We start from the raw sequence: 21759 nt of genomic DNA on the forward strand, positions 1-21759 counted from the left end.
CCGTCCCACGGAGTTCCATACCGGACGGCCATCCCCTGTTCGATATGTGCCGACTTGACCGGTCCGGGGTGGTTCCCCGGGCCGGTTCCTTATGCCGTCTCTCGATGCCAAGTCTCGGTGCCGAGCCTCGGTAATCGTGCCCCTTCCATCCCGCCCGCATGGCGGGGTTCGAAGGGTTCAGAATCTGAACGGCGCGCGTCCCGGCCGGGATAGTCCCCATCACCCGACACCTACCCGCTGCCCCCTCCCGTTTCGGGCATCACCCTTTGGGGGCATCACCCATTAACGGTCAGGGTCCGCAATTCGCGCGTGACGACGGCCAGCATGGCGAGGTCGAGTTGCGGCAACCGGTCGAGTTCCGCGAGGAGCCCGTCGATTCGCTCGACCGATTCGTGGCGTCCCTCGACCCAGGCGGCGATGGCGGCCTCGCCGGTTTCCGCCCCCTGCAGGATGCGCGCGGCCAGATCGCCCTGCAGCCCCCAGAGGTCGTCGATGATCGCGCCGAGCGCCATGCGGTGCCACTGATTGTCGGACGGAATCCGGTTCGCGGCCGAGCGCAGCCAATCCAGACCGAAGCGCGCGCCCACGGCGGAATAGGTCTGTCCCACCGCCTTCACCGGATGGCTGCCGCCGGCGGCGAGCTTCACCACGTCGCAGGCCGAGGAGAGCACCTTCAATTGCGCGATCGCGGTCACCAGATCGCGCGGCGCCGCCCCCTCCTGGCCGAAGCGTTCGATGCGGGCGTCGATATCCTGCTTCGCCCGGGTGGAAAGGATAGCGCCGAAATGCTCCTGCAGGGTCCGGACGCCGGTTTCGTAGGTGTCGATCGCGCCCTTGATATCGATCGGCGGTTTCTCGTTGCGCAGGAACCATTCGGTCATGCGCTCCACCGTGCGGCCGGTCTCGCGCAGCATCTTGTTCTGCAGGCTGGCGGAAATCTTATTGTCCAGCCCCTCGATCCGCGCCCAGATATCGCGCAGGCCGAAGACCTCGCGCACCACCGTGTAGGCCCGCGCGATCTCGGCCGAGCCGCGCCCGGTGCGCTGCTGCATCTCGTTGATAAAGCTGGGCCCCGTCCGATTGATCATCGAATTGGTGACGGAGGTCGCGATGATCTCCCGCCGCAGGCGGTGGCCCGCGATGTTCTCCGCGTAATTGTCCCGCAGCGGCTTCGGAAAATAGCGGAACAGATCCTCCTCCAGCACCGGATCGTCCGGCAGGTCGGACTCGAGCAGTTCGCGATAGGTGATGTTCTTGGCATAGGCCAGGATCACCGCCAGTTCCGGCCGGGTCAGCCCCTGGTTCTTCTGCATCCGCTCGGCGATTTCCTCGTCGTCGGGCAGGAATTCCAAATCCCGGTCGAGGTCGCCCGCCCGCTCATAGGCCCGGATCAGGCGTTGATGCCGGTCGAGCGAGGTCGCCGCGCGCGCCTGGGTGACGGAGACGGACTGGGTCTGCTGATAATTGTCGCGCAGGACGAGCGCGCCCACCTCGGCGGTCATCTTCTCCAGCAACTGGTTGCGCTGCTTTTCCGTCATGTCGCCGCGCGCGACCACATCGCCCAGCAGGATCTTGATATTGACCTCGTGATCGGAGCAATCGACGCCGGCGGAATTGTCGATCGCGTCCGTATTGATGCGCCCGCCGGCGCGCGCGAATTCGATGCGCCCGCGATGGGTGATGCCGAGATTGGCGCCCTCCCCGATCACCTTGACGCGCAACGCCCCGCCATCGACCCGGATCGCGTCGTTCGCGCGGTCGCCGACATCGGCGTTACTTTCCTCCGAATGCTTCACATAGGTGCCGATCCCGCCGAACCAGAGCAGATCGGCCTCCGCGCCGAGGATGGCCTTGATCAATTGATTGGGCGTCAGCTCGTCCCGGTCGATATCGAAGCGCTGCTTGATCTCCGGCGTCAGCTTGACCGACTTCGCCTTGCGCTCGAACACGCCGCCGCCCTTGCTGATCAACTTGGTATCGTACTGGTCCCAGCCCTTGACCGCCTCGAACAGGCGCTTGCGCTCCTTGAAGCCGGCCGCCGCGTCCGGGTCCGGATCGATGAAGACATGCAGATGGTTGAAGGCCGCCACCAGGCGGATATGCTCGGACAGCAGCATGCCGTTGCCGAAGACGTCCCCGCCCATGTCGCCGACACCGATGACGGTGAAGTCCTCGCTCTGGGTGTCATGGCCCATCTCGCGGAAATGGCGCTTCACCGCCTCCCAGCCGCCGCGCGCGGTGATCCCCATCTTCTTGTGATCATAGCCCGCCGACCCGCCGGAGGCGAAGGCATCCCCCAGCCAGAAACCGTAGCTCTGGGAAACCGCGTTGGCATGGTCGGAGAAGGTCGCCGTTCCCTTGTCGGCGGCCACCACCAGATAGGGGTCGTCGCCGTCCCAGCGCACCACCTTCTCCGGCGCGCGGATGTCGCCCGTCACCAGATTGTCGGTGATATCCAGCATGCCCGCGATGAAGAGCTTGTAGCAGGCGACCCCCTCGGCCAGGAACGCCTCCCGGTCGCTGGCGGGCGGCGCCTTCTTCAGCACGAACCCGCCCTTCGAGCCGACCGGCACGATGACCGCGTTCTTGACCTGCTGCGCCTTGACGAGGCCCAGGATCTCGGTGCGGAAATCCTCCCGCCGGTCGGACCATCGCAGGCCGCCGCGCGCGACCAGCCCGAAGCGCAGATGCACCGCCTCGAAACGGGGGCTGTAGACGAAGATCTCGCGCAAGGGGGCGGGCTGCGGGATTTCCTCGATCTCCCGGCTGGCCAGCTTGAAGGACACGATCGGCTTGAAGCCGCCCTCCGCGCCCGGCTGGAAGAAATTGGTGCGCAGCGTCGACCGGATCAGATTCAGGAACCGGCGGATGATCCGGTCCTCGTCCAGGTTGCTGACGGCGTCGAGGGCATGATGGACCTCCGCGACCAGCGCCTCCTCCCGGGTACCGCGATCGCCGGAATAATCGGGGTCGAAGCGCACCCGGAAAAGCTCCGCCAAGGCCCGGGCGATCGCCCCGTTGGAGGCGAGCGTCTCCTCCATGTATTCCTGGCTGAAGGGGATCGCGGCCTGACGCAGATATTTCGAATAGGCGCGCAGCACCACCACGTCGCGCCAGCCCAGCCCGGCGGTCAGAACCAACCGGTTGAAGCCGTCATCCTCGATCTCGCCGTTCCACACGCGCAGGAAGCTGTCGTGGAAGACGTCGCGCACCGCGTGGAAATCGACCGGACGCCCGCCATGGGTCTCCAGCGCGAAATCATGCATGTAGAGCAGCGGCGCGTCCTTGGCCCGGTTGCCGTCGCGGTCGTTCACCGGGTCGGGATCGGGGCGCACCTCGAAGGGCTGCTCCTCCATCACGCGCAGCCCCATGTTCTCCAGCATCGGCATGACGGCGGACAACACCATCGGGCCGCCCGGGTGATAGACCTTGAGGCGAAGCTGATGCTTCTCCGTCTCGATCGGGTGATAGAGGCTGACGCCCAGCCCGCCGGTCTCCAGCGCGCCTTCCACCCGGTCGATATCGAAGGCGGCGGTCTGAACGTTGAAATGCTCGGTATAGGCGACGGGGAAGGCCTCCGCGTATTTCCGCAGCAGGGTCAGGCCCCGCTCCTCCCCGTGATTCTCGACCATCGCCTGGCGCAGCTTGTCCTCCCAGGTGCGCGTCTCCTCGCGCAGCTTGGCTTCCAGCGCCTTGCGGTCGTACTCCGGGACATTGCCCGGCGTCGTCTTGATGATGAACTGAACGCGGCTCAACGCCTCGTCCGACATGTGGGTGTAATTGGCGACGACGCCGCCATCGAGTTCCTTCGCCAGGATTTCCCCGATGCGCCGCCGCAGCGCGGTGGCGAAACGCTCGCGCGGGACATAGACGATGGCGGAGACATAGCGCTGGAACGGGTCCGGCCGCAGGAAGAGGGCGATGCGCTGGCGTTCCTGCAGATGCAGGATGCCCATCGCGATCTCGTAGAGCTGATCGACCTCGATCTGAAACAGCTCGTCGCGCGGATAGCTCTCCAGGATATGGGTCAGCGCCTTGGCGGAATGGCCACCCGTCTCGAAGCCGGAACGCTCGATCACCGCCTCCACCTTCTGGCGCAGCAGCGGAATCTCCCGCGGGCTCTGGTTATAGGCGACGGAGGTGAGCAGCCCGGTGAACAGCTTCTCCCCGACGGGCTTGCCCTTGGCGTCGAAGGTCTTGATCGCGATCGTGTCCATATGGACCCGTCGGTGGACGGTGGAGCGCCGGTTCGCCTTGGTGATGCGCACCAGCGTCGGCTCGAACATGGTTTCCTGAATCTCGACCGGCAGGGTGCCGAGATGGCGCAGCCCCTCGAAAACCTGACGGTCGGAATCGCGGAGCACGCCGAGCCCGCTCTCCTGATCGATGACGAGGCGCGCGCTCTCCCCACCGCCCTCGAAGGCGACTTCGCGATAGCCCATGAAGGTGAAATGGTCGTCATGCAGCCACTGCATGAATTGGGCGGTTTCCTCGACCGTGCGCTTGTCGACGCCCTTGGGCGGCTTCTTGCTCAGGGTCGCGGCGACCTCGGCCGCGCGGTCGCGCATCGCCTGCCAATCCTCGACCGCCGCGCGCACATCGACCAGGATCTCGGCCAGCCCCTCCTCGATCGCCTCCAGCACGGCCGGGGCCGATTGCTCGTCGATCTCGACATGCATGAAGCTTTCGCGCGGCAGCTTGGCGCGGTCGACCGTCTCGCTCGGGAAGTCCCGGGCGACGCCGTTCGCGTCGCGCTCCACGCCGAAAATCGGATGGACGACCAGATGGACCGTCAGATCCTGGCGCGCGAGCTCCATCGTCACGCTATCCACCAGGAACGGCATGTTGTCGTTCACGACCTCGATCACCGTGTGGGTCGAATGCCAGCCATGTTCCTCGAAGCGGGGATTATAGACCCGGATCTTCGGGCGGCCGGGCGTGCGCTCCTGCCCGAAGGCCCACATCGAGAGCGCCGCGCCGTACAGGTCCTCCGGCTCCCGGTCCAGGATATCCTCCGGCGGGGTATGCCGATAGTAATGGTCGGTGAAGAGCTGGGCCCGCCGCGCCTTCTCGCCGGACATCCGGTTGGCGATCAAGGCATGGACCTTGTCCAAAAGCTCTTGCTTGCGCTGATCGATTGACTCGCCCATCGCTTGGATAATCCCCCGCATGTCATGCCGGTCGCACGCGCCGAGAGGCGCCGCCGACTGTTTTATAGCGGAAGCCTAGCGCGAAATGATGACAGGCGAAACGGTTGCGGTCGGAAATCAGGAACCGCCGCCGTCGCGCGGCGCGCGGCGGCGTACCTCGGCGGCGGCCGGCGCGTAGCGGGTCAGCGCCGCGTTAAGGTCCTTGGCGAGACCGGCGACATCCTGATCCCCGTCCCGGCCGACGCGTCGGCGCAGGGAATCGAGAATTTCGGTATAGAGACGCTCGCCCGCCTCGGCCAGCCGCCGGGTTTCCGCCAACTCGATCGTCAGGCGGCGCGCCTGCGCTTCCGGGCCGTCGTCGAAGGAATCGCTCATGACGCGGGCGAGACTATCCGCGGGCGCCGGCGCGGGACAAGGGGGATCGGATCACCGCCCTTCCAGGACACCGAAATCCAGCGCGCCGAGGATCGTGGTGATGTCGCCCGCCTCGTCGGCGAGCGGAAGCGTCAACCGTTCGTAGGTGACGAATTTCTTGCCGAACCTGGCGAGCGTCCCGCGATAGACCACCGGCGCGCGCGCACGCAGGCATTCGCGGTAGCTGGCGACGAGGTCCGGCACTTCGGGCAGATGCAGATTCTCGCTTAGGCGCAGGCCGGTGAATTCCCGGCCGACCGCGCGCACGACCTCCGTGCCCGCCAACCGGAATCGGAAATCCGCGCCGCCGTCGATCACATCGACCAACACGACATAGGGCAAATCCGACGAATCCAGACAATGCGGAGAGAAGGAAGCCCGGCGCGGCGTGCCGTCCGCGATCATTTCAAGACCACGCCAAACCGCCAAGACCCGCTTCAGGCGGTCCGATCGAACCTCCAGCGCTTCCACCGCTCGACCTTTTTTTACCCCCGGCGAAAGGGTGCTCGGTATCCTAACCCCTGATGGCCGGAGCCGGTTTCGTGGCATTCCATGAAAAATGAATATCAAACCCGGCACGCGGGCGAAATAGATGCCCCGTCAAAAATCCGAACCACCCCGCCGCAATGTGGCTCGGGGTCGTTCGTCGTGCCCATCCTCGTGGTTTGTCGGAAGGAAAACTGGAGCGGGCGATGAGATTCGAACTCACGACCCCAACCTTGGCAAGGTAGGGAAACGGTGAGCGATATCAAACTGTTGTCGGTCTCATTCACACAGGAGAGAGTGAATGGCGACCATCAGAAAGCTTCCGTCAGGCCGGTTCAACGTTCAAATCCGGCGCAAGAACGCCCACCCAATCAGCCGTACCTTCGATGCGATGGAAGATGCCCAACAGTGGGCAACCGAGCACGAGCTTGCAGGCAGGGCCGCTCTCAAAGCAGGCGAGGGCCTAACGTTTCTGGAACTGGGTCAAAGATACTGCGACACCGTTCTGAAAGGGCGACCGTCGCGGGACATTGCACTCAATCGGGTGGAACGAATCGCCCGGAACTTGCCGCGCCAGCTAACGGACATATCCCGGCAGGACGTGAATGCTTACCGCCAAATTCGCCTCCGCGCCGTGTCCACCACCACCTGTCGCGACGAACTTGTTTTCATCCATCGGCTTTATCGCTGGGCGCACCGGGAAATGATCCTCGATAAAGCTCACCATCCCTCGCCATGCGAGGACGTATATATCCCACCGTCCAACAAACCCCGCACCAAAGTAATTGAAAGGAGCGAGCTTGATCGGCTCCTTGCCAACCTTCCAAAGACCATGCGCCCCATCATCGAACTGGCCTACGAAACAGCCATGCGACGAAGCGAGATTGTGAGACTGACAGCCCGCCATGTGCATCTCTCAGAGCGTGTTGCATCAGTCGTCGAGGGCAAGACTGGGGATCGCGATGTGCCGCTTACTCAGCGGGCTGTAGAGCTTCTCAGAGAGGCGCTGGCGCGAGTTAAGCACCCCGACGCCCCATTGTTCCCCGTCGTCCCTCACAGTGTCACAACAGCCGTCAGAAGGGCCAGACAGAAGGCAGGCCTAAGTCCTGATATTCGCCTCCATCAGCTTCGACATACGCGGATTACTAACGTCGCGAAGAAAGGTCTTAACCAGGCGCAAATCATGATGGTGAGCGGACACCGTGACGTGCGTAGCGTTCAGAGATACACTCACTTAAGGGTAAAGGATGTTGTCGGCCTGATTGACTAGTTTTTGGAGGACTCATGTTGACATACCTCAAACGGCGATACTTCGCAGCAACCGTAGCGGCGGAAATCAGAGCTCAGACAGACGACCAAGGGCTAATTAGCACGCTTCTTTCTCGTGCTTGGGCATTTCAACATCTCGAAGCGCTGCGCACACAATCGTACTATCGAAAAGAGCCTAATGCGTCATTTTTGCACGCTTGTGGCATTCTGGAGCAGGGACTTCTTGATCAGGGACTAAGTAACATCACGCGGCGTCAATGTTATGAGGCGCTTCATGCCCGGCTTGATAAAGCAAAATCCAATCTACCATATTGGAGTCGGCACTCATTTATTTTTTCAGGATTGCTGGAATCCTTGGATCAGTTCAGCACTACTCAACCTGATGCGAACAAGGTTGACGCCCCCACAGAGGGTTCAGGCGCAGCCTACAAAGCAACAGAGCCGATAGTTAGCAGCGAGTTTCCGGCGGGCCGGTATAAGTTAGTCTATAGCCTGCAAACGACAGAACGCGTACGTGGCCAAGTTATAGGCACCCCCGTAGAATACGTCTTACGCAGCAACGACCTTGAGACAATGTACAACATCGGCTTGGCGAAACAAATGGGAGGCGCTTCGGTAGAGCTCACAGACACAGAAAAAAATCAGCTTATTCCTCTCAAACTTGATCACCTACCGAATTAACAAGCGCCCGAACGTTCCGCCATTCTTCAAATACGGGATGCGATCGATTCACTAGAAAGCCGCTGTTGGTTTGAAGCTAATCACGCCCGACGGCTCTGGGACATTAATGCCAACAATGGATTAATAGCAGGGACCGAGAACGCCTCCGAAAGGTTCAGCACCAACACATGGTCAAGGCCGATGTACGTATTTTCGTGGTCTAGTTTGAGGGTGGAGTGCCCTAGGTTACGAATGAGAATTGGAGGGAAATAATATATTTTAATAACTTATCCTGTATGGGCGCCGTAGCCCCAAACGGAGGCGCCCCATACGATAAGCGATGAATGGCTTAAGCGAGCGTATACCCTCATTGCCTAGTCGGCAGGACCATTCATTCGTTCCCATTGAGATTCGCGACGATGATAGCGGGACTTCTCGATCAATGATCGTTTGGCCGCGTCATGGATATCTTCGCCAAAGACAAGACCATCAGGCTCATACCCCTCTGGCCGATGGTAGACAGCCTCATCAATTCGAATATCGCACGGCACCCCAACGACCTCTTCGAACACCTCGTGCATCGTATGAAACAAGTCCCATTCGGCACCTCGTCTCACGATGAACGAATCGTGGATCGGCAGGGCGGTGACGGGAACCTCGTTGTCGAGCAAGCGGATCAACACTCGCTCGGCGATATCGGAATCCAGCCGTTGCATTCGTCCCCATGCTTGCGAGAACAAATACTCAGATATCGGCCCGTGCAACTTCACCATATCGTTCAGTAGGTCGGTATAGGGGCGCCCAAACCTTTCCTCGAATGCAGTGTTCTGGATACGGGCCTTTGCGTTCTTACTAAGGTTTTCCCAATCTGCCGGAAGGGCATCTGGAAAACAGTTGGGCGCGAAGCTGCTACGCCACCGCTTCTCATTCTGCATGACTGTTTTGGCGTTGATTAACTGCATGAACGCCTTCTTGCCGATCTCTCTTACTTCATTCGGCCAGCCCTCGGGGATGTAGGCGTTCTTTGGTGCTGGCTCGCCAATCAGCCCGTACATCATGCTTGGCTGCATCGTCGTGAAATCCATTTCGACTGTCATAAAGCCATCAATCTCGATGAACTTGCGGAACTCGGAAGGCAGCCCCTGCCACCATCCGCCATAGAACCTTCCGCCATTCTCGTAGCTCGAATTCGCGAATACTCGCTTTAGCGTACGGTTCGCAAACTCCAGTGGCTGGCGTGGCTCTCCAATCTCACTGTGCTCACCGGCACTGGTTTGGTCGCCAGACAGTCGAGCGAGGATCTCGTCGTGCTCGGCATCTGTGACGTTGAGGTTGATGAAGCTCTGTTGGAGATTCTCGTTAATCCGCCGGAGGCTTGCGGCGGCCCCGTCGAAATCGAAGTTCACTGGCTCAGGAAGTGGGATCAGTCGCTTCCTCTCGTCCTTTACCACGATAACAGGGGCGGCAGGATCAAACGATACTGAGACCCAAGACAGTTCATGCCGTTCAAAAAATTCCGCCAGCCTAGGCGATGCTCTCATGCGGGATGAGAATTCCTTGAAGCCCGGCGTTTCAATGTGGCTTTCCACATATCCATTGGCAGCGAGAAAATCGACGAGGGTCCGATAAACGTGTTGCGAGAGCAAAGGCGTATCGGTCTCGTGGTCCCAATAACTCCCGCCCTTAATGAAGTTTTGCTTGCCTCTGCTGTAACCAATGAACTTCGTTCGATCACCTTCCCAAGCTGACAGCAGATCGAGAACGAGAATACAGAGTTGGCGGAAATAGGTATGTCGATCGACTTCCCTTAGCCGGTTCTCGCCCTGTGCCGCTCGTTCCGCTTCATACTCACCCATCAATTCGGCGATGGAATTTCGTGCCGCCGCATTCGCAGGAGCTAGATCAACGCGGTTTCGCCGCGAGTTCGTTAGATCAACCGCAATCTCTTCCGCCATAACCTTCCGCCAGACAGCATTTCTTTTAGAGTTAGGCTTGGTGCAGGGGAGTTCTTGCCAACCGTACACATTAAACCCCGGAGAACATGGCTTCACGATGCCAGAGCAGTCAAACGATGAGGTCGCGTATCGAGGGCGACGTTTCCTCGCGTTTCGCCCACCGCATCGAGGGCGACAATGCCCACGAAAACAGGTTCTGCAGTCGCGATCCGTGAATTTCCGCGAGAAAATTTTGAGGCCCGTTGCATATACGGAAAGCCCCCGGTTAGCCCCCTTGCCCCGGCAGCAGCCCCTGCAAACTCTCGCCTTCGGCGTTCAACGGTTACTCGCGGGCGTAGCTCAGGGGTAGAGCACCCGGAGCGACGTGAGCGCCAGCGAACAGAGCGTGCCACCTTGCCAAGCAGCTTCATTCATATTGACGGTGTGAACGAGCGTGAATATCGTCGATCTTTCAAGGGATCGACAATCCACCTGCCCAGCTATAAGCCTCTGATTTTTTAGGAAGAAAACTGGAGCGGGCGATGAGATTCGAACTCACGACCCCAACCTTGGCAAGGTTGTGCTCTACCCCTGAGCTACGCCCGCTTAACGATCCAGTTCTCGGTCGGCACCTTGGGACACGGCAGCCACCGCGTCGCGCCGACGGCGGGTGATATATCGATCGGCGGCGGGCATTGCAAGAGGGGATTTGCGATCGATCCTCACCGCCGCTAAAAGCGGCCCGTCACGAGACGTGGAAACGGCGGAGGAGACGGACGGCATCATGGCCAAGGGAGAAGCGGACCTTCTGGCGCGGCTGGACGCGCTCGGCATCGCGCATGAGACGGTCGCGCACGAACCGGTCTTCACGGTGGAGGAGAGCCAGGCGCTGCGCGGGCAGCTCGACGGCGCGCATGTGAAGAACATGTTCCTGCGCGACAAGAAGAAGCGCCTGTGGCTCGTCACCGTGCTGGAGGACCGCGCGGTCGATCTGAAGGCGCTCAAGAAGCGTATCGGCGCGCAGGGCTCGCTCAGCTTCGGGGACGCGGACCTGCTGATGGCGGTGGTCGGCGTCTCCCCCGGGTCCGTCACGCCCTTCGGCGTCATCAATGATGCGGAGAAGCGGCTGACAGTGGTGCTCGACGCGGGCATCTTCGGGCACGGGACGGTCAACGCGCATCCGCTGCGCAACGACAAGACGACGCGCATCGCCGCCGCCGATCTGAAGCGCTTCATCGCGGCGGAAGGCTACGAGGCCGAGATCGTCGATTTCGGTGCCCCGCTCGCCCCCGAGGAATGAACCGCGTCGGCGCTCTCTTGTCTCGCGACCCGGCGGAAATATCTAAGAGGAGGCCGGCGCATTGGCGGCCCGGCCCGACACGACCAGATGCGAAGGCGTGACGCGCGTGGGGGGAACCGCGCCGCCACCCTCGACCCACGAACGAGAGGACAGCATGTCGGACACGTTTTTCCAGGACCCGGACGGACCCGGCAACGGCCCTAACGGTGCCGGCCAGGGCGGCAATCAGGGTGGCGGGGCGCCGATCGACACCGGCGCGGGCGGCGCGGGCCAACCGTCTCCCGACCAACTGATCGGCCTCGATATCGGCGGGGCGGGACGCGGTGCGCCCGCCGGCGGCGCGGACGGCGCGCAGTCGGCCGATGCGATGATCGTCGACGGCACGGAGGCCGGTTTCGCGCGCGATGTGATCGAGGCATCCATGCAGGTGCCCGTGATCGTCGATTTCTGGGCGCCCTGGTGCGGCCCCTGCAAGACCTTGGGCCCGGCGCTGGAAAGCGCGGTCAAGGCCGCGGGCGGCAAGGTCAAGCTGGTCAAGATCGACATCGACCAGAACCCCGGCATCGCCCAGCAGCTTCGCATCCAGTCGATTCCGACCGTCTATGCCTTCGCGGGCGGGCGGCCGGTGGACGGCTTCCAGGGTGCCTTGCCGGAAAGCCAGTTGAAGGAATTCGTCGCCAAGCTGGCGGAGGTCGCCGACCAGCTCGGCGGCGGAGCCGGCGGCGAGGGCGAGGGTCCCTCGATCGAGGAAGCGATCGAACAGGCCGACGAGGCCGCCGCGAACGGCGATCACGACCGTGCCGCCGCGATCTACGGCCAGATTCTGGAGCATTATCCGAACAACGCCGCCGTGATGGCGAAACTGGCCGTCGCCTATGCCAAGATGGGCGAGACCGAGGCCGCGCAGGAACTGCTCGACGGTCTGCCGGACGGCACTGCGACGAAGCCGGAAATTTCCGGCCATGTCGCCAGCGCCAAGGCGGCGATCGCGCTTGCCGGCAAGGCGGGAGAGGCCGCGGCCAAGATCGATTCCCTGAAGGCCAAGGTGGCGGCCGACCCGAAGGATCATCAGGCGCGTTTCGACCTCGCCGAGGCGGAGGCCGCGACCGGCGGTCACGAAGCGGCGATCGACCATCTGCTCGACATCCTGACGGTCAACAAGGATTGGAACGACGGGGCGGCGCGCCAGCAACTCCTCACCATCTTCGAGGCGCTGGGCCCGACCGACCCGTTGGTGACGAGCGGTCGGCGGCGGCTTTCCTCGCTGCTGTTCAGCTAGGACCACGATCGGAGCCCGCATGAGTCGGTACGACCCGGCCTTCGAGGATTTACCCGCCAGCATCCCGGTCTTCCCGCTTTCCGGGGTATTGCTGCTGCCGCGCGGCATGCTGCCGCTCAACATCTTCGAGCCGCGCTATCTCAACATGATCGAGGACGCCCTCAAGGCGGACCGGATGATCGGCATGATCCAGCCCTCGGCGACGCCGGCGCGCTCGGACAAGGAGCCGCCACTCTACGCCATGGGGTGCGCCGGACGCATCGTCGCCTTCGAGGAGACGGACGACGGGCGGTTCCTGGTTTCCCTCAAGGGGGTCGCGCGCTTCACCGTGGCGGAGGAAATGCCGACGACGCGCGGCTATCGCCGGGTGCGGCCCGACTGGACCGGGTTCGAGACGGACCTGGAGGAAGCGTCCCACGGCGCGGTCGAGCGGAAGAAGCTGTTCAAGAGCCTGAAGAGCTTCTTCAAGGCGCAGGAGATCGAGGCCAGTTGGGACGCGCTCAACGAGACGCCGGACGAGCGGCTGGTGAATTCGCTCGCCATGATCTGTCCGTTCGAGGCGTCGGAGAAGCAGGCCCTGCTCGAAGCCCCCTCGCTCAAGGAGCGTGCCGAGGTGCTGACCGCCCTGGTCGAGATGGCGGTACTTGACACCGGCGGCGGGGGTGGCGACAACGCCAAGCAATGACCACTGGCGACGGAGCCGACGCGATGGCCGATCCCGCTGGCGATATCGACCCGAAGCTTCTGGAGTTCCTCGTCTGCCCGGTGACGCACGGGCCGCTGGACTATGACGCGGAACGGCAGGAGTTGATCTCCCGTCAGGCGGGCCTCGCCTATCCGATCCGCGACGGCATCCCGATCATGCTTCCCGACGAGGCGCGCGAGATAAAGGCGGACTGAGCGCGATCTCCTCCGCTTCATCCGTCACGCCCCGGTCCGGCCTTCCGGCCGCCCGCGCCCTCAATCCACCGGCGCGAAGCTTTCCGCCCGGGCGCGCGCCCAGCGGTGGCTGTAGACCTCGTCGAAATGGTCGGGGTCGTTCAGGCACCCCACCGGAATTTCTGGGAAGGCGACATCGCCGCTGACGGTCTCTCCGCTCTTAAGGCGGATATTGAAGTGCCGGGGTTCCAGATCGATCGGCGCGCGCAGACCGGCCGCCCCCACCATGTCCGCCACCGCGCGCAGCGTGTTGGCGTGAAAGCGCGTGACGCGCACCGACTTGTCGGCGGGGACCAGGGCGCGTTGGCGCACCGGGTCCTGGGTGGCGACGCCGGTGGGGCAGCGGTTGGTGTGACAGGACTGGGCCTGGATGCAGCCGACCGCGAACATGAAGCCACGCGCCGAATTGCACCAGTCCGCGCCGAGCGCGCAGATCCGCGCGATGTCGAAGGCCGTGACCAGTTTCCCCGCCGCGCCGATGCGGATGCGATCGCGCAATCCCGCGCCGCGCAGCGTGTTGTGGACGAAGGTCAGCCCCTCGACCAGCGGCGTGCCGATATGGTTGCTGAACTCCAACGGCGCGGCGCCGGTGCCGCCTTCCTTGCCGTCGACGACGATGAAATCGGGAACGATCCCGGTTTCCACCATGGCCTTCACCATGCACATGAATTCGCGGCGATGCCCGATGCAGAGCTTGAAGCCGACCGGCTTGCCGTCCGACAGTTCCCGCAACCGGCCGAGGAACTCCATGAACTCGATCGGTGTCGTGAAGGCCGAGTGGCCGGGCGGCGAGATGCAGTCCCGGTCCATCGGCACGCCGCGCGCCTCGGCGATCTCCGGCGTGATCTTGGCGGCGGGCAGCATGCCGCCATGGCCGGGCTTGGCCCCCTGCGACAGCTTCACCTCCACCATCTTGATCTGGGGGGCCAGGGCCTGTTCCCGGAAACGGTCCGGATCGAACCGGCCTTGCGCGTCGCGGCAACCGAAATAGCCGGTACCGATCTCGTAGATCAGATCGCCGCCGCCCTCCCGGTGATAACGGCTGATCCCGCCCTCGCCCGTATCATGGGCGAATCCGCCGGCCTTCGCCCCCTGATTGAGGGCCAGGATCGCGTTCGCGCTGAGCGCCCCGAAGCTCATCGCCGAGATATTGTAGAGCGATGCCTCGTAGGGTTGGCGGCAATCCGGCCCCCCGATCGTGACGCGAAAATCACTGTCCTCGATATGGCGCGCGGCGATCGAATGGGTCAGCCAGGAATAGCCGGCGTCATAGACCCGCTCGCGCGTGCCGAAAGGGCGCTTGTCCTCCTGCCCCTTGGCGCGTTGATAGACCAGGGAGCGAACCTCGCGGCTGAAGGGTTCCTCGTCCTGATCGCTTTCGATCAGATACTGCCGGATTTCCGGCCGAATCCCCTCGAACAGCCACCGCATATGGCCGATGACCGGATAGTTGCGCAGGATCGAATGGCGCGGCTGCCACAGATCCCAGATCCCCAGCAACGCGAGCGCGCCCAGGAGCAAGCCCGCGATCAGGAAGTAGATCGAAACCGCCACCGCCAGGGCCAGGCTCGCCATCGCGGCCAGCAGGACGGCCGCGAAGATGGAATAGCGCATCATGGGCAATGGACTTCCCCCTCGTCGTCATCTCGTCGGTTGGCCCGGATTTTCCCCCACCGCAGATTGAGGGGAGTATAGGGAAGACGGAAGACTTACCGAAGACAATCCCCGGGCTGGAGCCGCATGCCGCGCAGGAAGGCATCGCCCGGCACCGGCTTGCGCCCCGGCCGCTGTACCCGGCCGAGCCGGAGCGCCCCGTTCCCGCAGGCGACGGTCCCGTCGGCATCCAGGATCGTCCCGGGGGCCGGGTGCTCTCCCTGCCCTGCCGCCACCGGCATCTCCGCCGGACGGGCGTCGATCAGCTTCAGCCGTTCGCCGCCATACTCGAAGAAACAGCCGGGCCAGGGGGTAAGCGCCCGTAATTGCCGGTCGATGTCGCGCGCCGAATGGGACCAGTCGACGAAGCCCTCCGCCTTCTCGAGCTTGTGGGCATAGGTAATGCCCTCCCGCGATTGCGGTACCGGGTGGAGCCCCCCCCACGCCAGCCCGTCGAGCGCCTCCAGGATCAGCCGCGCGCCCAGTTCGGAGAGTTGATCGTGCAGATCGCCCGCCGTCGTGCGCGGCCCGATCGGCACCGGCTCCTCAAGGACCACCGGCCCGGTGTCGAGACCCGAGGCCATCTCCATGATGGAAATCCCCGTCTCCGCGTCGCCGGCCAGGATCGCGCGCTGGATCGGCGCCGCCCCGCGCCAGCGCGGCAGCAAGGAGGCATGAATGTTCAGGCATCCGTGACGCGGCACCGACAGATACGCCTCCGGCAGGATCAGCCCATAGGCCACCACCACCGCCGCGTCGAGGCCGAGCGCGCGGAAGGTCGCCAGTTCACGCTCGTCCTTCAGGCTGGCCGGATGGGCGACGTCCAGGCGGTGGCGTTCCGCCGCGCGGTGCACGGGGCTCGGCCGGGCCTGCTGGCCACGTCCGGCGGGGCGCGGCGGCTGGGTATAGACCCGGCGAATCCGATGCCCGGCCGCGACGAGCGCATCCAGCGCCGGAACCGAGAAATCCGGCGTTCCCATGAAGGCGATATCGAGGGTCATGGGCGCGGGCCGTGGCGTGATCCGGAATATAGGCCGGTCCGCACCGTCATTCGGCGGCCTGCAGGCGGCCCTGCTTCTTCAGCTTCTGAAGCTTGCGCAGGATCATCGTGCGTTTTAGCTGCGAGATATGATCCACGAAGGTGATGCCGTCGAGATGATCGATCTCATGCTGCACGCAGGTGGCCAGCAGGCCGTCGGCCTCTATCTCGTGCGCGGCCCCCGTCTCGTCGAGATAGCGCAGCGTGATCCGCGCCGGACGCCGCACCTCGGCATATTGCTCCGGGAAGCTGAGGCACCCTTCCTCGTAGGTCGCCAGATCGTCGGATGCCGCCAGGATTTCCGGATTGACGATCTTCATCGGACGCGGCGTCTCGTCCGCGCGGGCGATATCCATCACCAGCATGCGCTTGGACACGCCGACCTGCGGCGCGGCCAGTCCGATGCCCGGCGCGTCGTACATCGTCTCCAGCATGTCGTCGAGCAGCTTGCGGTCCTCGTCCGTCACCGTCTCCACCGGGTCGGCCTTGCGCTTCAACACCGGGTGGGGGGCGACGAGGATGGGGAGAATCGCCATGGCGGATCCGCCGTCCTTTCGTCTTGAATGCAGGGTTTAGGTAAGGCGGGCATTCCGGGAGGTCAAGCGGCCTCGCTTTCCCGCGCCGGCCGCGCGGCTATGATGACGGCGCCGGGCCGGCTGCCCGGCCGGGTATAAGGATGGACGGCGATGGCCTTCGAGGTAACGATGGAGATGATGCTGGCGGGCGCGCTGCTCGCCGGCGTGGCGCTGGGCGCGGCGCTCGCGCTGCTGGCCCGGCCGCCCGGCCGCGCGCGGGCGGCGGAGGAGAATGCCCGCGCGCTCGCCGATCAGCTCCATGCCGAGCAACTGGCCCATGGCGAGACGCGCGTGCGCCTGGAGGAGACCGCGCGCGCCCGCGCCGAGGGCCAGGAGCGCCTGTCGATGCTGGAAAGCCGGGTCGAGGCGCGCGAGCGCACCATCGCCGAGAAGGATACGGCGATCGCGCGCGTCGAACAGCGCCTGAAGGACCAGGAACAGGCGATCGCGGATTTCGAGAAGCTGAAGCAGGATTTCCTCGCCATCGCGAAATCGAGCGTGACGGCCACGGCCTCCGAACTCTCGACCAAGCTGCTCAACGATCACAAGCAGGAGAACGAGCTGTCCCGGAAGCAGTCCGAGGAACGGACCCAGAAGCTGACCGCCGATCTGCTGAAGCAGGTGGACGAACTGGGCCAGCGGGTCGTGCGTATCGACGAGGTGAGCCGGCACAATGCCGACGACGTCTCGACCGTGCTGCGCGCGTTGTCCGCCCCCGGAACCTCGGGGCACGCGGCGCAGACGACGCTCGGCAACGTGCTCAAGAGCTTCGGCCTGACGGAGGGGCGGGATTATCACCTCGAATATACCGTCACCGGCACGGGCGAGGACGGTGCCGGGCGGCTGCGCCCGGACGCCGTCGTCTTCCTGCCGAGCGACACGGTGCTGGTGATCGACAGCAAATCCTCCAAATACCTGCTGGAACTGGCCGAGGCGGAGGACGAGGGGGAGGAGGCGCTGGCCGCCGCGCGCAAGCGTTTCACCGAATCCATGCGCAAGCACCTCGCCGACCTGACGCGCAAGGATTACCGCAAGGCCGTGTCGGAGGCGTTGCAGGGCGCCGGGCGCCGGGCGGAAGCGCGCCAGGTACTGACCCTGATGTGGCTGCCGAACGAGGGGGCGGTGGAAAAGCTGGGCCATGCCGATCCGACCTTCACCGCGAAGGCGGCGCAGGCGGATATCTTCGTCACGGGACCCAGCGGCCTGTGGTCCGCCGTCGGCATCGCGACGACCCGCATCCGCCTGCAGACCCAGCACGACAACGCGGAGGTGATCCGCGATCTGGCGACCGACCTCGTCGACCGGCTGACGACGGCGCTCTCGCACGCGGAAAAGGTCGGCAACGCCATCACCCAGGCGGCGAAGGGCTATGACGACTTCGCCGGGTCGATGAACCGCCGGGTGCTGCCGGTGATGAAGTCCATGGGCGGCAAGGGCCTCAGCCTGCCGGCCAAGGGCCTGCCCGGCCCGCTGCCGAAGCTGGATGTGCGCAAGGACGCGATCGACGCGGAGTCGGAGCCGGTCGACGAGGCCCCCCTGCTGTTCGGGCCGGAGGACGGGGAAAAAGGGTGAGCCGGCCGGAAGGGACGCTTCCGACGCTCAGTGCGCCGGCGCTTCCAGCGCATAGCCGGCGGAGCGCACGGTGCGGATCAGGTCGTCCCCACCGCCGTCGTTCAACGCCTTGCGCAGGCGCCGGATGTGGACGTCCACGGTCCGCAGCTCCACATAGACATCCCGCCCCCAGACCGCATCGAGCAGCTGCTCGCGGCTGAAGACCCGGCCCGGATGCTCCATGAAATGCCGCAACAGGCGGTATTCGGTCGGCCCCAGCTTGATCTCCGTCTCGCCCCGGCGCACCCGGTGCGCGGCGAGGTCCATGCGGATATCGGCGACCGTCAGTGATTCCTCCGACAGCGCCGGACGGGAACGGCGCAGCAGCGCATGCACCCGCGCCGTCAGTTCCGCCGGAGAGAAGGGCTTGGGCACGTAGTCGTCGGCCCCCGCGTCGAGGCCGCGCACGGTATCCGCCTCCTCGCCCCGGGCGGTCAGCATGATGATCGGCAGTTGCTTGGTCGCGGAGCGGCGGCGAAGCTGGCGGCAGACCTCGATGCCGGAAAGCTGCGGCAACATCCAGTCGAGCAAGACCAGATCGGGCGGATTCTCGTCGACGGCGACCAGCGCCTCCTCCCCGTCGGAGACGGCATCCACCTCGAACCCTTCATGTTCCAGATTGTAGCGCAGAAGCGTGACGACCGCCGTTTCGTCCTCGACGATCAGGATGCGGGGTTTCAAGCCGCTCATCGATCGGCCTTTCCTTCCTCCCCGTCGAGGGAAACGTCATCGGCCCCCTCGTCGAGAACGTCCTCCGGGTCCATTACCGTGTAGTTCGAGGAATCCGCCTTGGGCCGCTTCTCCGCCAGGGCCTCGCCCTCCACGTGGAAATGGATGATCTCGGCGATATTGGTGGCGTGGTCGCCGATCCGCTCCAGGTTCTTCGCCATGAACAGCAGATGCGTGCAGGGCGTGATGTGGCGCGGGTCCTCCATCATGTAGGTCAGAAGCTCGCGGAACAGGCTGGTATAGAGGCTGTCGACCTCCTCGTCGGCCTCCCAGACCTCGACCGCCTTCTCCACGTCGCCCTGCAGGAAGGCGTCCATGACGTCCTTCAGCATCGCCTGGGTCAACGCGCCCATGCGCGCGACGCCCCGGGTCAGCGGCGTCACCGGCATCTGGCTGAGCGCGGTGGCGCGCTTGGCGATATTCTTGGCGTAATCGCCGATGCGCTCCAACTCCGAGGCGCAGCGCAGGACCGCCAGAATGAAGCGCAAATCGTTCGCCACCGGTTGGCGCAGCGCCAGCATGCGCACGACGAGCGTGTCGATCGAGCGTTCGAGCGCGTCGATCTCCTTATCCTGCTTCTTGACCCGCGCGGCGAGCTTGTCGTCGCGCTTCTCCACCGCCCGCAGGGCATCCTGAAGCTGGGTTTCCGCCTGACCGCCCATCTGGGTGATCAGCTTGGTGAGCTTCTGGAACTCCTCGTCATAGGCGGCGACGATGTGATGTCCCGTATCGACCGACATTTCTTGTCACTTTCCAACCAAAGGGAAGCGGGCCCGGCCAGCTTCCCGAGTCTAGCATGATTCCCGCATGACCTTAGCCGAAGCGGCCGGTGATGTAGCCTTGCGTCTTCTCGTCCCGGGGGTTGGTGAAGATCGTTTCCGTCTCGCCGTACTCCACCAGGATGCCGAGATGGAAGAAGGCCGTCTTCTGGGAGACGCGCGCGGCCTGCTGCATCGAGTGGGTGACGATCACGATCGTGTAGTTCTCGCGCAGTTCGTGGATCAGGTCCTCGATCTTGGCCGTCGCGATCGGGTCGAGGGCCGAGCAGGGCTCGTCCATCAGGATCACCTCCGGCTGCACCGCGATGGCGCGCGCGATGCACAGGCGCTGCTGCTGACCGCCGGAAAGGCCGGTGCCGGGGGCGGCGAGGCGATCCTTCACCTCTTCCCACAGGCCCGCCTTGCGCAGCGCGCTCTCGACCAGTTCGTCGGTCTCCGCCTTGCCGCGCACGATACCGTGGATCTTCGGGCCGTAGGCGATGTTCTCATAGATCGATTTGGGGAAGGGGTTCGGCTTCTGGAACACCATGCCGACACGCGCGCGCAGATGCACCACGTCGACGTCGGGGGCGTAGATATCGTCGCCCTCCATCTCGATCGCGCCGGAGACGCGGCAGATATCCACCACGTCGTTCATCCGGTTGAGACAGCGCAGGAAAGTCGACTTACCGCAACCGGAAGGGCCGATCAGCGAGGTGACCTCCTTCTCCATGATATCGATATTGACGTCGAAAAGCGCCTGCTTCTCACCGTAATGGACGCAGACATCCTTACCGCTCATCTTGACCCGGCCGGTGCCCTCGGCCTGGGGGGCGGTGGGGGTGGGAACGGTGGAGGTGTCCACCTTCCCCATCTTTTGGACCGTCGCGTTGGCTTCGCCGGTTTCGGCCTGTTCGCTCATGACAACTCAGCTCCCAGTTGCTCGACGTTCGGTGGACACGTCGAAAAATCCCCGTCTTCCTAGTCCCCGCCTTCCTACCAGCGCTTCTCGAAGCGCTTGCGCAGAAGGACCGCGGTCAGGTTCATCGTGATCAGGAAGGCCAACAGCACCATGATGGCCGCCGACGTCCGCTCGACGAAGGCGCGCTCGGGGCTGTCGGCCCAGATGTAGATCTGCACGGGCAGCACCGTCGCCGGGTCGGTGAAGCCGCCCGGAATGTCGACGATGAAGGCCACCATGCCGATCATCAGAAGCGGCGCGGTCTCGCCCAGCGCCTGGGCCATGCCGATGATCGTGCCGGTCAGCATGCCCGGCATGGCAAGCGGCAGGACATGGTGCGTCATGGCCTGAATACGGCTCGCCCCCATGCCCAGCGCCGCCTCCCGGATGGAGGGCGGCACCGCCTTCAGCGCCGCGCGGCCCGCGATGATGATGGTCGGCAGGGTCATCAGGGTCAGCACCAGACCGCCCACCACCGGCGCGGAACGCGGCAGGCCGAAGAAGTTGAGGAACATCGCGAGGCCCAACAGACCGAAGACGATCGAGGGCACGGCCGCGAGGTTGTTGATGTTCACCTCGATCAGGTCGGTCCATTTGTTCTTCGGCGCGAACTCCTCCAGATAGACCGCCGTCATCACGCCGATCGGGAAGCTCAGCAACAGCGTCACCACCAGCGTGTAGAAGGAGCCGACGACCGCGCCCCAGATACCCGCCTGCTCCGGCTCGCGGCTGTCGCCGGCGGTGAAGAGGGTGGTGTTGAACTGCTTCTCGACCAGCCCACGACGCTCCAGGTCCCAGAGATAGATCACCTGCTTGTCGGTAAGCCGGCGGTCCGATTCCGCGATCGGCAGATGCAGGATTTCCCACTCGCCCCTGAGCGCGTCGTTCTGGTTGGCGAGCGGCAGGATCACCTGGCCCGCGATCTCGGCGTTGTCGACCGAGGTCGCCTTCACCACACCGCCGTTGATGCGCACGAAGAAGGACGGCATCTCGTCCGTCAGT

17 protein-coding genes, 1 tRNA gene and 1 pseudogene are annotated in these 21759 nt (G+C 64.0%); 7 read left to right on the forward strand and 12 right to left on the reverse strand.

What is annotated here, in order from left to right; translation table 11 throughout:
- Nucleotides 1–275: 275 nt before the first annotated feature.
- From KAJ83_RS13235 to KAJ83_RS13245, 3 genes are all read right to left on the reverse strand, one after another.
- On the reverse strand, nucleotides 276–5150 hold the full coding sequence (locus KAJ83_RS13235; protein WP_210682565.1) for an NAD-glutamate dehydrogenase: 4875 nt from the start codon (nucleotides 5148–5150) through the stop codon (nucleotides 276–278).
- A 117-nt stretch (nucleotides 5151–5267) separates the two neighbouring features.
- Nucleotides 5268–5525: a hypothetical protein gene (locus KAJ83_RS13240; RefSeq protein WP_210682566.1), complete on the reverse strand. Its 258-nt coding sequence runs from the start codon at nucleotides 5523–5525 to the stop codon at nucleotides 5268–5270.
- 51 nt (nucleotides 5526–5576) lie between these two features.
- Nucleotides 5577–6035 (reverse strand): PAS domain-containing protein, encoded by a 459-nt coding sequence (locus KAJ83_RS13245; RefSeq protein ID WP_210682567.1) that lies wholly within the window; start codon nucleotides 6033–6035, stop codon nucleotides 5577–5579.
- A 316-nt stretch (nucleotides 6036–6351) separates the two neighbouring features.
- Between KAJ83_RS13245 and KAJ83_RS13250 the strand changes: the two genes are divergently transcribed.
- Both KAJ83_RS13250 and KAJ83_RS13255 read left to right on the forward strand, forming a co-directional pair.
- Nucleotides 6352–7320, forward strand: a complete 969-nt coding sequence (locus KAJ83_RS13250; RefSeq protein ID WP_210682568.1) for a tyrosine-type recombinase/integrase — start codon at nucleotides 6352–6354, stop codon at nucleotides 7318–7320.
- A gap of 14 nt (nucleotides 7321–7334) precedes the next feature.
- Complete coding sequence (locus KAJ83_RS13255; protein ID WP_210682569.1) at nucleotides 7335–8000, forward strand: hypothetical protein; 666 nt, start codon at nucleotides 7335–7337, stop codon at nucleotides 7998–8000.
- A 353-nt stretch (nucleotides 8001–8353) separates the two neighbouring features.
- Here the strand turns inward: KAJ83_RS13255 and KAJ83_RS13260 are convergent, their stop codons facing one another.
- Complete coding sequence (locus tag KAJ83_RS13260; RefSeq protein WP_210682570.1) at nucleotides 8354–9934, reverse strand: hypothetical protein; 1581 nt, start codon at nucleotides 9932–9934, stop codon at nucleotides 8354–8356.
- 510 nt (nucleotides 9935–10444) lie between these two features.
- Nucleotides 10445–10519, reverse strand: a tRNA-Gly gene (locus KAJ83_RS13265).
- 178 nt (nucleotides 10520–10697) lie between these two features.
- Between KAJ83_RS13265 and KAJ83_RS13270 the strand changes: the two genes are divergently transcribed.
- The 4 genes from KAJ83_RS13270 (at nucleotide 10698) to KAJ83_RS13285 (ending at nucleotide 13392) form a co-directional block, all read left to right on the forward strand.
- Complete coding sequence (locus KAJ83_RS13270) at nucleotides 10698–11213, forward strand: prolyl-tRNA synthetase associated domain-containing protein (RefSeq protein ID WP_210682571.1); 516 nt, start codon at nucleotides 10698–10700, stop codon at nucleotides 11211–11213.
- Between the two features lie 154 nt (nucleotides 11214–11367).
- Nucleotides 11368–12492, forward strand: a complete 1125-nt coding sequence (trxA, locus tag KAJ83_RS13275; protein ID WP_246484551.1) for a thioredoxin — start codon at nucleotides 11368–11370, stop codon at nucleotides 12490–12492.
- A gap of 19 nt (nucleotides 12493–12511) precedes the next feature.
- Nucleotides 12512–13177, forward strand: coding sequence for an LON peptidase substrate-binding domain-containing protein (locus tag KAJ83_RS13280; RefSeq protein ID WP_210682572.1), 666 nt, complete (start codon nucleotides 12512–12514; stop codon nucleotides 13175–13177).
- A 23-nt stretch (nucleotides 13178–13200) separates the two neighbouring features.
- Nucleotides 13201–13392 (forward strand): Trm112 family protein, encoded by a 192-nt coding sequence (locus KAJ83_RS13285; RefSeq protein WP_210682573.1) that lies wholly within the window; start codon nucleotides 13201–13203, stop codon nucleotides 13390–13392.
- 60 nt (nucleotides 13393–13452) lie between these two features.
- Here the strand turns inward: KAJ83_RS13285 and KAJ83_RS13290 are convergent, their stop codons facing one another.
- The 3 genes from KAJ83_RS13290 to def form a co-directional block, all read right to left on the reverse strand.
- On the reverse strand, nucleotides 13453–15048 hold the full coding sequence (locus KAJ83_RS13290) for an FMN-binding glutamate synthase family protein (protein ID WP_210682574.1): 1596 nt from the start codon (nucleotides 15046–15048) through the stop codon (nucleotides 13453–13455).
- 92 nt (nucleotides 15049–15140) lie between these two features.
- Entirely contained in the window at nucleotides 15141–16085 is a 945-nt protein-coding gene (fmt, locus tag KAJ83_RS13295) for a methionyl-tRNA formyltransferase (protein ID WP_210682575.1), read from the reverse strand.
- A gap of 46 nt (nucleotides 16086–16131) precedes the next feature.
- Nucleotides 16132–16659: a peptide deformylase gene (gene def / locus KAJ83_RS13300; RefSeq protein ID WP_210682576.1), complete on the reverse strand. Its 528-nt coding sequence runs from the start codon at nucleotides 16657–16659 to the stop codon at nucleotides 16132–16134.
- A 150-nt stretch (nucleotides 16660–16809) separates the two neighbouring features.
- Here def and rmuC point away from each other — a divergent pair, with 150 nt between their 5' ends.
- Nucleotides 16810–18270, forward strand: coding sequence for a DNA recombination protein RmuC (gene rmuC, locus KAJ83_RS13305; RefSeq protein ID WP_210682577.1), 1461 nt, complete (start codon nucleotides 16810–16812; stop codon nucleotides 18268–18270).
- 27 nt (nucleotides 18271–18297) lie between these two features.
- Here the strand turns inward: rmuC and phoB are convergent, their stop codons facing one another.
- The 4 genes and pseudogenes from phoB to pstA form a co-directional block, all read right to left on the reverse strand.
- Complete coding sequence (phoB, locus tag KAJ83_RS13310) at nucleotides 18298–18999, reverse strand: phosphate regulon transcriptional regulator PhoB (protein WP_210682578.1); 702 nt, start codon at nucleotides 18997–18999, stop codon at nucleotides 18298–18300.
- Nucleotides 18996–19778 (reverse strand): phosphate signaling complex protein PhoU, encoded by a 783-nt coding sequence (phoU, locus tag KAJ83_RS13315; RefSeq protein WP_210682579.1) that lies wholly within the window; start codon nucleotides 19776–19778, stop codon nucleotides 18996–18998. Before phoU ends, phoB begins: the two co-directional genes overlap by 4 nt.
- 73 nt (nucleotides 19779–19851) lie before the next feature.
- Nucleotides 19852–20598 (reverse strand): phosphate ABC transporter ATP-binding protein PstB, encoded by a 747-nt coding sequence (gene pstB, locus KAJ83_RS13320; protein ID WP_246484603.1) that lies wholly within the window; start codon nucleotides 20596–20598, stop codon nucleotides 19852–19854.
- 194 nt (nucleotides 20599–20792) lie between these two features.
- Nucleotides 20793–21602 (reverse strand): annotated as a pseudogene (gene pstA / locus KAJ83_RS19760) (phosphate ABC transporter permease PstA); the annotation flags it as partial.
- Nucleotides 21603–21759: the final 157 nt, after the last annotated feature.

This window comes from Marivibrio halodurans, assembly GCF_017963645.1.
Taxonomy (GTDB): Bacteria; Pseudomonadota; Alphaproteobacteria; order UBA8366; family Aestuariispiraceae; genus Marivibrio; species Marivibrio halodurans.